Annotated in this window: 11 protein-coding genes; all 11 read right to left on the reverse strand. The window is 67.0% G+C overall.

Annotated features, from left to right (window positions below):
- Positions 1–2: 2 nt before the first annotated feature.
- The gene (gene recA / locus NQK35_RS04560; RefSeq protein ID WP_257114676.1) at positions 3–1,094 is read right to left on the reverse strand and encodes a recombinase RecA; all 1,092 of its coding nucleotides are present in this window, start codon (positions 1,092–1,094) and stop codon (positions 3–5) included.
- Between the two features lie 211 nt (positions 1,095–1,305).
- On the reverse strand, positions 1,306–1,530 hold the full coding sequence (locus tag NQK35_RS04565) for a DUF3046 domain-containing protein (protein WP_009211806.1): 225 nt from the start codon (positions 1,528–1,530) through the stop codon (positions 1,306–1,308).
- A 3-nt stretch (positions 1,531–1,533) separates the two neighbouring features.
- A complete protein-coding gene (locus NQK35_RS04570; protein WP_009211807.1) occupies positions 1,534–1,848 on the reverse strand; it encodes a helix-turn-helix domain-containing protein in 315 nt (104 codons plus the stop codon).
- 170 nt (positions 1,849–2,018) lie between these two features.
- Positions 2,019–2,732, reverse strand: a complete 714-nt coding sequence (gene pgsA / locus NQK35_RS04575) for a CDP-diacylglycerol--glycerol-3-phosphate 3-phosphatidyltransferase (RefSeq protein WP_009211808.1) — start codon at positions 2,730–2,732, stop codon at positions 2,019–2,021.
- Positions 2,733–2,749: 17 nt separating this feature from the next.
- On the reverse strand, positions 2,750–5,593 hold the full coding sequence (locus NQK35_RS04580; protein ID WP_009211809.1) for a DNA translocase FtsK: 2,844 nt from the start codon (positions 5,591–5,593) through the stop codon (positions 2,750–2,752).
- A 56-nt stretch (positions 5,594–5,649) separates the two neighbouring features.
- Entirely contained in the window at positions 5,650–6,549 is a 900-nt protein-coding gene (locus NQK35_RS04585) for a PfkB family carbohydrate kinase (RefSeq protein ID WP_009211810.1), read from the reverse strand.
- Between the two features lie 112 nt (positions 6,550–6,661).
- On the reverse strand, positions 6,662–8,356 hold the full coding sequence (locus tag NQK35_RS04590) for a ribonuclease J (protein WP_034230843.1): 1,695 nt from the start codon (positions 8,354–8,356) through the stop codon (positions 6,662–6,664).
- 143 nt (positions 8,357–8,499) lie between these two features.
- Positions 8,500–9,396, reverse strand: coding sequence for a 4-hydroxy-tetrahydrodipicolinate synthase (gene dapA, locus NQK35_RS04595; protein ID WP_257114677.1), 897 nt, complete (start codon positions 9,394–9,396; stop codon positions 8,500–8,502).
- 92 nt (positions 9,397–9,488) lie between these two features.
- Complete coding sequence (locus NQK35_RS04600) at positions 9,489–10,019, reverse strand: GNAT family N-acetyltransferase (protein WP_048741124.1); 531 nt, start codon at positions 10,017–10,019, stop codon at positions 9,489–9,491.
- Complete coding sequence (dapB, locus tag NQK35_RS04605) at positions 10,016–10,756, reverse strand: 4-hydroxy-tetrahydrodipicolinate reductase (RefSeq protein WP_257114678.1); 741 nt, start codon at positions 10,754–10,756, stop codon at positions 10,016–10,018. The genes NQK35_RS04600 and dapB overlap by 4 nt, the downstream gene beginning before the upstream one ends.
- Positions 10,757–10,856: 100 nt before the next feature.
- Positions 10,857–12,161 carry a M16 family metallopeptidase gene (locus NQK35_RS04610; RefSeq protein ID WP_048741119.1) on the reverse strand — a complete coding sequence of 435 codons (1,305 nt, stop codon included), beginning with the start codon at positions 12,159–12,161 and terminating at the stop codon, positions 10,857–10,859.
- Positions 12,162–12,208 lie beyond the last annotated feature (47 nt).

The following is a 12,208-nucleotide window of genomic DNA, read 5'->3' on the forward strand; positions in this document are numbered from 1 at the left end:
GCCTAGAAGCCCGCGTCCTCGTCGGGGTCGATGGCCGAGACCTCCTGCGAGGGCGCCTCGGGTTCGGGGGCGTCCCCGATTCCCAGCGAGAGCAGGATCTTCTGCTCAATCTCGTTCGCGAGCTCGGGGTTGTCTGCCAGGAATTGACGGACATTTTCCTTACCCTGACCGAGCTGGTCGTCCCCGTAGGTGAACCACGAGCCGGACTTGCGCACGATGCCGGCCTCGACGCCCATGTCGATGATGGAGCCCTCACGTGAGATTCCCTTGCCGTAGACGATATCGAACTCGGCCTGTTTGAAGGGAGGCGCCATCTTGTTCTTGACAACCTTGGCGCGCGTGCGGTTACCGACGGGAGCTCCGGCCTCCTTCAGGGTTTCGATGCGGCGCACGTCGATACGCACCGAGGCGTAGAACTTCAGCGCCTTGCCGCCGGTGGTCGTCTCGGGGGATCCAAAGAAGACGCCGATCTTCTCGCGCAGCTGGTTGATGAAGATCGCGGTCGTTCCCGTCGCAGACAGCGCGCCCGTGATCTTACGCAGCGCCTGGCTCATGAGGCGAGCCTGGAGTCCCACGTGGGAGTCACCCATCTCCCCCTCGATCTCTGCCTTCGGGACGAGCGCGGCGACGGAGTCGATGACGATGATATCGATGCCGCCTGAGCGAATCAGCATGTCCGCGATCTCGAGGGCCTGCTCGCCGGTATCGGGCTGGGACACGAGGAGCGAGTCCGTATCGACGCCGAGTGCGCGGGCGTAGACGGGATCGAGGGCGTGCTCGGCATCAATGAACGCAGCGTTGCCGCCGGCCTTCTGGGCGCTCGCGACCGCGTGCAGGGCAACCGTCGTCTTACCGGAGGATTCGGGTCCGTAGATCTCGATGACGCGGCCGCGCGGAAGGCCACCGATTCCGAGGGCGACGTCGAGGGCGAGGGAGCCGGTAGGGATCACCTGGACGGGGGGACGGTTGTCGTCACCCAATCGCATGACAGAGCCCTTGCCGAACTGCTTATCGATCTGCGAGAGCGCCACTTCGAGCGCCTTGTTGCGATCGTTGGCGATCGTCTTTGCCGCGGGTGCTTTACGGGCTGCCATGATGTTCCTTTCGTCTTCAGGCCTCTCCGGCCTGCGGGTGTCCTGGCCCAGATGCCGCCCCTCTCCGAGGCGCCATGACGAGTATGCGACCGGCCATCGTCGTTTGCGTCCGATGCGCGCTACCCTGTGGGCAACGCGCGTGGATGCCTCGCCGCAGGACAGCTTAGATGGAACAGGTGTTCGATGCTCGCGCGACACGCCGCGCCTCGCGTCACCTCCGACGCTCGCGAGGATCGACGCGGTGGATCCAACGCGCGTCATCACGCCCCGTTTCACCGCACAGGGCCTCCCACACGGAGTCTGGATCCGCTCCTCCTGCAAGCGCCTCTCGGGCGGTCGCCCCCAGCGGGGAGAGGTAGAGGTCACTGACATAGGAGCGGCCGAGGGCCGACCCGAAGGTCGCCTCGACCGCCTCGTAGAACTCCGAATGCTTCACGCGTCAAGAGATGAGCGTGACGGGCATGATGTCATCAGGAACAGCGTCGGGAACAACCGCACCATCGATGACCGCCATGCGCTCGGACACCTCGCGCAAGACGAACCAGAGGGGAACGCGCAGGGCGGAGGTGATTGCGTCAAGGAGTTCGGAGGAGGCTTCCTTCTGCCCGCGTTCGACCTCTGAGAGGTAGCCGAGGGAGACCTGTGCCTCAGAAGAGACTTCGCGCAGGGTTCGACCCTGGCGCTGGCGGATGCCTCGCAGGACATCGCCGAGTTCGCTGCGCAGCAGCGGCCTTTCGCTCAGTGTCTTTTCCATAGTGTTACTCTAGCCGTTCTCGATCGGGGGTCGCATCGCCAGTTCGCGCATCGGACCAACGTAAGAGGCCGCAGTCTCGACGCCGAATGCGCTCATACCTCATCAACGCGCCCGCATTGGCGCCTATTCCGCCGGGACGCGATCCCACCTATGCATTGCGTCACCCAGGCTCAACTTTGGACGTGCTGACCGGCCGGGGTTCTTCCCTCGGTCTTGGTCTCCGGCTCCTCGGCCCGAGCCTCATCCCCGGCGTCGACGCTCTGCCCAGACGCGTCGCGCACGAGACGCGCCCCCTCCACGACGTAGGTGAAACCCGAGTAGAGGGTCAGCGCGAGCGCGACTCCCGCCAGGGCCTGCCCGAGGCGAATCATGACGACGACCCAGGCCTCGCTCGTGCTCGCAAGCTCCAGGAAGTGCGCCCACGGGATCAGCAGAGTGCCCAGCGCGATGATCTGCATGAAGGTCTTGAGCTTGCCCGCATTGTTCGCCGACACCACGACGCCCCTGCGTAGGAAGAACGCGCGCATCGCGGTGATTCCAAGCTCTCGACAAGCGATGAGCGCGGTCACCCACCACGGCAGATAGCCCTGGAGGCTGAGGAGGACGAATCCGCACAGCGTCAACGCCTTGTCGGCGATCGGGTCGACGATCCGACCGAAGTCGGTGATCTGACCCCACGAGCGGGCCAGCTGCCCGTCGAAGCGATCGGTGATGGCGGCCAGAGCGAAAACGACGAAGGCGAGCCACCGGGCGGTCCACGAATCCTGAAGCCCCAGGATGACGAACACGGGAACCAGAACGAGACGAGTCACGGTCAGCACGTTCGGCAGATTCACAACGGATACCTTGCTCTCTCGTTGTACACGCGACACGTTATCGGTCATGTCCGTTTCCTTTCTCCTCAGCGGCCTGTCAGCTGCCAAGCGTCCTCATCGTCGTCGGGTTCCTCATCGACCCACGTAGGTGACGAACCTCCAAAGTTATGACCAGAGTACGGGTCTAACCCGCCGGTGCGCGAATCGCCGGGCTCGGACGCGCCCGCGTCGTGACCGTGCGGCGCTTCCATCCCCTGCGCGCGGGCGGGCGCATCGACCGCTTCACCGCCGTCCGCGGCGCCCGCCGCATTCTCGGTACCCGCGCCCGGGACGGCCGGCTCGCCCGCGTCGTCGGCTTGCGCCTGCCCCGCCCCAATGCCCGCGGATTCGCCGCGCAACATCGCCAGGACCTCGGGCAGCTGCTCGGGAGCAACCAGAACCTGGCGCGCCTTGGATCCCTCCGACGGACCGACGATCTCCCGGGATTCGAGCAGGTCCATGAGTCGCCCGGCGCGAGCAAAACCGACGCGCAGCTTGCGTTGGAGCATCGAGGTTGACCCCAGCTGGGTCGACACCACGAGCTCGGCGGCCTGCAGGAGGTCTTCGAGGTCGTCGCCGATATCCTCGGCGACTTTGGCTTCCTTCTTATCGGGGACCACGTCGTCTCGGTAGTGCGCCTCCATCTGTCCCTTCACGTGGGCGACGACCTGGTGAATCTCCGACTCCGAGACCCAGGCTCCCTGCACGCGCATCGGCTTGGACGCGCCGGCCGGCAGGTAGAGGGCGTCACCCTGCCCGATGAGCTTCTCCGCTCCGGGCTGGTCGAGGATGGTGCGCGAGTCGGTCAGCGACGAGGTCGCGAAGGCGAGCCTGGAGGGAATGTTCGCCTTGATGAGGCCGGTGACCACATCGACAGAGGGACGCTGGGTGGCCAGCACCAGGTGAATGCCGGCGGCGCGCGCCAGCTGCGTGATCCGCTGGATCGATGCCTCCACGTCGCGGGGGGCGACCATCATCAGGTCGGCGAGCTCGTCAACGACCACCAGGAGGTACGGGTAGGGGTGGAGCGTGCGCTGCAAACCAGGCTTGGCCTGAACCTGTCCCGCGGCGACCGCCTTGTTGAAGTCGTCAATGTGCTTGAAGCCGTAGTCCGACAGGTCATCGTAGCGGGCGTCCATCTCCTTGACGACCCATTCAAGGGCCTCGGCGGCCTTCTTCGCATCCGTGATGATGGGTGAGATCAGGTGGGGGATGCCCTCGTAGATCGTGAGCTCCACGCGCTTGGGGTCGACGAGGATCATGCGCACCTGCTGGGGGGTCGCGCGCATCATGATCGAGGTAATCATCGAGTTGACGAAGGAGGACTTACCCGATCCCGTCTGGCCGGCGACCAGCATGTGCGGGGTCTTAGCCAGGTTGGTCACGACGTAGCCACCCTCGACATCCTTGCCCACGCCGACGACCAGCGGATGCTGGTTGCGGCGTGCGGCGGCCGAACGCAGCACGTCGCCCAGCGCAACGTTCTCGCGGTCGGCGTTGGGAATCTCGATGCCGATGGCGCTCTTGCCCGGGATTGGTGCGAGGATACGAACGTCCGCCGACGCGACCGCGTAGGCAATGTTCTTGGACAGGTTCGTGAGCTTGTCGACCTTGACGCCTGCCCCCAGGACGACCTCGTAGCGGGTGACCGTCGGGCCGCGGGAGAACCCGGTGACGCGCGCGTCGATATTGAAGTCCGCGAAAACCTGACCGAGCGCGGCCACGACCTGGTCGTTGACCGCCGAACGCGTCATGTGGGGCGGCCCGGACACCAGGAGGTCGTCGGATGGAAGCGTGTAGGAGATGGCCTCGTCGAGGTCGGGCTGGAATGCTCCCTCGGGTTCGTCGGTGATCGGAGGGGCCGCGGGTTCTTCCTCGGCCGGTGGGACGTGCGCGGGCACGCGTGCAGGCTCGCGCTCCTCGGCGGAAGCGACGGCGGGGCGCATCTGGGTGAGCATCTCCGTCGGCGCATCGGGCGAGGATGGGCGAGGCCGGGGCGTCGGGGCGTCGGCCGGCTGGGTCGTCGGAACCGCACCGGATTCGAGGAGCTGAGTCTGCGCGCCGGACTCCGTGTCGGTGGCCTTGCGGAAGGACTCGTCCCCGTCGTATTCGTCGAGGAACGTGTCGTCTCCGGCTGCCAGGTCCCTGCGCGTCTTCCGGCGCGCTTCCTTGGCTGGATCGCTCTCGCTCGCGTCGCCGTCCTTGTGATCCGCCCCGCCCAGTCGCGCCGCGAAATCGCGCAGACGAGCGGGAACGTCGGCAACGGCGGTCCGCGTGGCGAGCAGGATCGAGTACACCAGGAGCAGGATCATGAGGGCGCCGGCGCCCCACCCGGACAGCAGGAGGACGAGCGGGCGAGCAATGAACCAGCCGAGGACGCCCCCGGCCGCCTCAATGCCGGGGTCCTGCTCGAGGCCGGGGTTCCCGTGGGAGATGTGCACCAGGCCGGTCAGGGCCAGCGAGATTCCGATCCCGCCAGCAACGTGATGGGGCAGGGCCGAGCGACCGGACCGCGCCGAGACCAACTCGACGGCCAAGGCGACGAGAAGGAGCGGAACGACGACCGAGAAGATGCCGAAGAGGCCCGCCGAGGCATGATGGATGGCATCTCCGGCCTCGCCGGAGATCTGAAACCACTCTCGTAGGGCGATGACGATCGCCGCCGCTACGGCGACGAAGGCCGCCGCATCGCGCTTGACCTGAGGGTCGGTGGCCTTCCACGCCCGCTGGGCACCCAGAGCCGCCCGACCGAGGGCAGAAAAGAAGCGTGCCAGGAATCCCGGCTTCGCCCCCTGCCCCTGGGGTGCCTTGGCGGATCGGGAGGAGGCCGCTTTCGTGCGCGGACGCGCCGGGCCTTTACCGGAGGAGGAACGTGAAGACGATGATGCCATGATTGCTCCACGATATCGCCCGAGCCGCCCCCCGGCAGGAGGCGCGCCGCGTTCCCTCAGCGCAGGATATTAGTAACTACCCCGGTTTCGAGGACGTTCTCCACCTGCTCACGCGTCGGCACGGGCAGCGCTGACTCGTGGGAGATTGCCAGGGCCGCCCCGGCGTTGGCCATCAGGCATGCCGTCTCCAAGTCGTAGTCCAGGAGGAGACCAGCACACATCTCGGCAATGTGCGTGTCCCCCACGCCCGCCGTATCGGCGACGCGCGCTTCAAACGCGGGGATCGACACGACGGGGGCGTCGGCGTATTGCTGGATCTCGCTTCCTCGCGCGCCCACGCGCCGCACGGTCGCGGCGTCGGCACGCAGGTAGGAACGAATCGTCGACCCGTGGCGATAGGCGTCCAGGATCCCGGCGAGCGCCGACGCCTCCCGACTGTTCATCGTCACGACGTCTGCCCGCGGGAAGATCGTCTCCCACGCCTCGACCGGAACCTGGGCGACTGCCGGAGACACCGAGACGACAAGCCTCACGCAGGCCGGCAGGGCAGCCGCCCACTCGCTCAGTTCGGACGCCGCGTGTGCGCTGGTCATGTCGGAGGCCGCCACGTGAACGACGTCCCCCTCGCGCAGCTCAATGTGCTCGAGGGTCGCTTTCGACGGCTCGGATTCCACGCCGGCTGTGACGACCGATCGCATGGCCCCGTCTTCGTCAATGAGCTGGATGACCACGCCGATATCGCCGACCAACTCCGGGGTGAGAACGTCCACCCCGGCCTCGACCAGCTGCTGGCGGACCGCGAAGGAGTTCGGGCCCGTGCCCAGCGGCGAGGCGGCCGCCGTGGGCACGCCCATGGCGGCCGCAGCACACAGCGTCGTGAAGCCCCCACCGGGCCGTGAACTCGCCGCATCGGCGTGCACCGACCCGCCGCGCTCAGGCATGTACGCGATATGCATCGGCAACACCAGCGCAACGGAGTGCGTCGAAATAAAACGGCCCGACACGAATCTTCCTTTCTTGTCCGCGCGGCTCCGCCGGGCACCGTGTCCCTCGGCGGATCGATTCGGCTTACTGCTCGGTAACCACCGGAACGATCATAGGACGGCGACGCAGACGGCGCGCGACCCAGCGTCCGATGACGCGACGCATCGCCTGCTGCAGGACGTAGGGGTCCTGTCCGCCGGGTGCGGCGGCCTCCTTGAGCGCCTGCGTGACGTCGGGAAGGATCTCCTCGAACACGTCGTCGTCCTCAGCCATGCCGATCGCACGAATCTCCGGGCCGGCCAGGACTGTCCCCGAATCACGCTCGACGACCGCGAAGATCGAGATGAACCCCTCCGACCCCAGGGTGCGGCGCGTAGCGAGCTCGTCCTCGGAGATCTCGCCGATCGAGCGGCCATCGACGTACACGTACTCACAGGGAACAACGCCCGACACGCGCGCGACGCCGTCTTTGAGGTCGACGGTCACGCCATCCTCGGCGAGGACCACGTGCCGCGGGTCGATACCCGTCTTGACCGCCAGCTGACCGTTGCCGACCAGGTGGCGAACCTCGCCGTGGATGGGCATCACGTTCCTGGGCTGAATGATGTTGTAGCAGTAGATGAGCTCCCCCGCGCTGGCGTGACCGGACACGTGGACCTTCGCGTTCTCCTTCGAGACGACGCGTGCGCCCAGGCGGGTCAGATCGTTAATGACGCGATAGACGGAATTCTCGTTGCCCGGGATGAGAGAGGAGGCGAGAACGACCATGTCGCCCGGCTCGATGCTCACCGTGCGGTGAGATCCCACGGACATGCGCGACAGGGCGGCCATGGGTTCTCCCTGCGAACCCGTCGCCATGTACACGCGCTGCGAGCGCGGCAGGTCGCCGATGTCCTTAAGGTCCACGATAACGCCGTCGGGAATCGACAGGTAGCCCTTCTCCTCGGCGATGCGCATGTTGCGTTCCATCGAGCGACCCACGAAGGCGACGCGCCGACCGTGGTGGGCGGCCGCGTTGATGACCTGCTGGACGCGGTGGACATGCGAGGCAAACGAGGCGACAACGATCTGACCGCCCTCAGCCTCGCCAAACACCTGATCCAGAACCGGGCCAATCTCGCGCTCCGGCGTGATAAAACCGGGAACCAGGGCGTTCGTGGAGTCCACCATGAACAGGTCGACCCCCTCCTCGCCCATGCGCGCGAAGGCACGAAGATCCGTCAGGCGTCGGTCGAGGGGCAGCTGATCCATCTTGAAATCGCCCGTGATCAAGACATTGCCGGCCCGGGTGCGCACGAACACGGCGAGCGCGTCGGGGATCGAGTGCGTGACGGAGACGAACTCGAGGTCGAAGGGCCCCACATTCAAGCGGTCCCCTTCCGCGACCACGGTGAAGCCAGGGTCACTCAGGCGGTGCTCACGCAGCTTGGGGGCAACGAAGGCAAGGGTCAGGTCGGAGCCGTACAGGGGGATGTCGCCTCGCAGCTTGAGCAGGTAGGGAACGGCGCCGATATGGTCCTCGTGTCCGTGCGTCAGCACCATGCCGACGACGTCGTCCATGCGATCCTCGATCCACGAGAAATCGGGAAGGATCAGGTCAACACCCGGCTGACTCTCCTCGGGGAAGAGGACGCCGCAGTCCACGACCAGGAGCTTGCCCCGGTACTCCAGGACGTTCATGTTGCGCCCGACCTCGCCGAGGCCTCCCAGCGGGATGACTCTCAGAGCGCCCTCTTCCAGGGGCGCGGGTTCGGTGAGGTTCTCGTACAAAGACTTCATGATGCCAGTCTGCCACGTCGCGGCCTCTTTCCCATCATCGGGACTCACCGTTGACGGGTCGCCCCCCTCACACTTGGCGCATCAATGCTTCCGGCGTGGGGCCGAGGCCGGTCCGCGGCGCCACGCTCCGGGCCGAGCGGGACTCACAGGAGCCCGGTGAGACGCAGGGCGCGACGCAGGGCGGACACCTCATCGTCGCTGATGCCTACCATGGGAAGGCGGACGGTCGGGCTATCGATAACGCCCTGCAGCCAGAGCGCATACTTGGCCAGGACCGCTCCCTGTCCCCCGCCCATGATTGCGTGCACGAGGGGGCGCAGCGAGTACGAGAGCTCGCGGGCCTCCCACACCTGATCGGAGTCGAGCAGCTCGATCATCCGACGATAGTGGGCGGAAGCGACGTGGGTGACGACCGAGATGAAGCCCGAGGCTCCGCCGGTCATCCACGCAAAGTTCAGGGCATCATCGCCCGAGTAGTACTCCAGGCCCGTTCGATGCATGCGTTCCACGCCGGTCTCCACGTCGCCGGTGGCGTCCTTCACCCCGAGGATACGGGGGTGCTGGGCGAGGATGTCCAGGGTCGCGTCGGAGAAGGCGATGCCCGTCCGACCGGGAATGTCGTAGAGCATGATCGGCAGGTCGGTCGCATCGGTGACCGCCCGCACGTGAGCACGCAGCCCCTCCTGGGAGGGCCGGTTGTAGTAGGGCGAGACGACCAGGAGGCCATCCGCGCCGTGTTCCTGCGCTCCCTGAGCGATTCGAACGGCGTGCGCCGTGTCGTTCGAGCACGCGCCGCACAGGATGAACGCCCGATCTCCCACGGCCTCGCGGACCGCGTCGGTCAGGTCGTTCTTCTCGGGCTGATGAGTCGTCGGGGACTCCCCCGTCGTTCCCGACAGGAGGATCGTGTCGCATCCTTCGTCGACGAGCTTGGTTGCCAGGCGCTGAGCGGAATCCAGGTCGACGTCACCCGACTGTGTCATGGGGGTGACCATGGCGGCGGCAAGAGAACCGAAGCGGCGGGGAGGAATGTTGCTCATGTTCCCCATCTTACGCGCGGCGCGAAACCGAAGAACCGGGGCGGTCGCATGTCGAGCGTCATATGAGCGCGCCTCGCCTTCGCGGCGGGCCTTTAGTCGCGGTGCGCCCACCACATGTGCTGTGTCGTCCCCTCGCCCAGGCGACGAACCGCGCCCGAGGGGGCGAAACCCGCCGAGGTGAAGAAGCGCTGGCGCTGCTCGTCAGAGTCCCCGATCCACGCGCGCAACTGCCCGCGGGTGAGGTCGGCGATCGCCGAGAGCATGCGCGAGCCGTGTCCGCAGCGCCGGAAGTCCTCGTCCACCACCAGCTCATACACCTGCGTCGCGCCCTCTCGGTCCGTCTCGGGCTCGCAGTCGGCAGCGGCGTCGTCCGGTCCGGCCAGAGCGAAGCCGACGATCCGGGCGCCGTGGAGGGCGACGAGCGTCGTCCCTCCCGCGGGCCTGGGACGGGCCAGGGTCCGCCCCCACAGGCGGGCGAGGGACTCCTCGCTCACTCCCTGGGCGGCGAGCGTCTCCTCGCCCATCAGCGCCCGCCACGAGGCCAACTGCAGGGGCGCGATGGCGGCCTCGTCGCCCCGTTGGGCGGGCCTGACCGAGCGATCCGCGCTCGCGGGCGCGCTCACAGGTCCATCACCTGATCCAGCCCGATGGTCAGTCCCGTGCGCCCGCGCACACTTCTCACGCCCAGGAGCACGCCGGGCATGAAGGAGGAGCGATCGAAGGAATCGGTTCGGATGACGAGTTGCTCACCCTCGTTGCCCAGGAGGATCTCCTCGGAGGCGGTGAGTCCGCGCAGGCGAACGGCGTGGACGGGGATGCCGTCCACGCGGCCGCCGCGGGCGCCCAGCTCGTCGGTCTGCGTCGCGTCGGGAAGCTCGCCCAGGCCCGCCTGTCTGCGAGCCTGCGCTATACCGAGCGCCGTCGCAACCGCCGTGCCGGAGGGGGCATCCATCTTCCCGGGATGGTGCATCTCAATGACCTCGGCGGATTCGAAGTACGGGGCCGCGAGCGCGGCAAACTTCATGGCCAGGACGGCGCCCATCGCAAAGTTGGGTGCAATCAGGACGGCGCGCCCCGCCTCGCGGGCGTGATCGCGAACGCGCGCGTAGGATTCCGGCGTCCACCCGGTCGTACCGACGACCACGTCCGCGCCGGCATCGATGAGGGCGTGCACGTTGGCTTCGGTCACGGTGGGGACGGAGAAGTCGACGGCGACGTGGGCGCCGTTGACACTGTCGGCGTTGATCTCATCGCCCGCGTCCAGCTGGGCCACGACCTCCATGTCGGGGGTGTTGCCCACCGCGTCGACGACGCTTGATCCCATGCGGCCCTTTGCCCCGGTCACTGCCACGCGTATCATTGTTCTCCTTGCGCTCGTTGATTGGTTGGTGTCAGGGTATGCGTGCCCGCGCCTCGTTCGCCTCCGACACCGCGCGGCGAGGGGCTTTTGCTGTTGTTCCCTACGTCTCGGGGAGCACCAGCGCTCGGCAGTCCATCGTCGACGCCAGGGAGGCGGCGAGTTCGCGCACGCCAGCGGCGTCGACCGCGTCGAACTCGGACAACGACTCGTCGATGGTTCGGTAGCGCCCAATGATCTCCGAGCGCCCCAGGCGCATCATGCGAGACCAGTTGTCTTCGAGGCCGAGGACGACTCCGCCGCGAACCTGGCCGCGCACGCGCGTCATTTCTTCGTCGGTGGGTCCGTCGCTGGCGAGGTCGTGCAGCTGGGCGCGCATGATGGTCTCGACCTCGGCCACGTTGTCGGGGCTGCATCCCGCGTACATGCCGAAGGTTCCCGTGTCGGAATAGCCCACGTCGAAGGCGTAGGTGGTGTAGGCCAGGCCCCGCTTCTCCCTCACCTCCTGGAAGAGGCGCGAGGACATGGACCCGCCCAGGATCGACAGGAGGACACTCATCGTCGGTCCCTGGGGGTCCGTGGCGGGTAGCCCCTCGCAGCCGATGATGACGTGGGCCTGCGTCACGTCGCGTCGGCGGGTGATGTCTCGGTCGTGCTCGGCGGGGGCACTTCGCTGCGTCGATCGGCGAGGCCGAGGGGAGGCCACGGCGCGCTCGTCCCATGGTGAGGCGTCGAGAGCGGCCTGCACGCGCTCGCACACGTGGTCGTGATCAACGTTGCCTGCGGCCGCCACGATTAGGGAGGCGGGCCCATAGTGCGCCTGGTAGTGGTCCCACACGTCGTCGCGCGTCACCGCGGAGATGGCCCGCGCGGTTCCTCCCACGGGGCGACCGATGGGGCGGTCGCCGTGAACGGCCAGCTGGAAGGCATCGTGAACGGTCTCGGTGGGCGAGTCCTCCCCCATTGCTAGCTCGTCGAGGATCACGCCGCGTTCCGTCGCGAAGTCTGCTTCGTCGAGGCGCGAGTCGCTCACCATGTCGGCGAGCGTCTCGATGGCCATGTCCAGGTCGGCGTCGCGCACGCGCGCCCAATAGGCGGTGTGTTCTCGGGCGGTCTCCGCGTTGGACTCCCCGCCCACCGAGTCAAAGGCAATCGCGATATCCAGGGAGGAACGAGCGCGCGTCCCCTTGAAGAGGAGGTGTTCCAGGAAGTGCGTCGAGCCGGCCGTCTTCTCGTCCTCGTCGCGGGAGCCGACGGGCACCCACAGGGACACTCCCGCGCTCTTGGTCGCCGGGATTACCTGCGACAGAACACGCGCTCCGCAGCCCAGGATCGTTCGATCGATGCGGGTGTCTCCGTCCTCGATTCTCAGGTGAGCTTCGTCAAGCGGCAGCGGCTTGGGCGTCATTTTTCTCCTCTTGCGTCCCCGGGGGCGGGGTTGGCACGAAACGTTCA

The sequence above is a fragment of the Schaalia odontolytica genome, from assembly GCF_024584435.1.
GTDB lineage: Bacteria > Actinomycetota > Actinomycetes > Actinomycetales > Actinomycetaceae > Pauljensenia.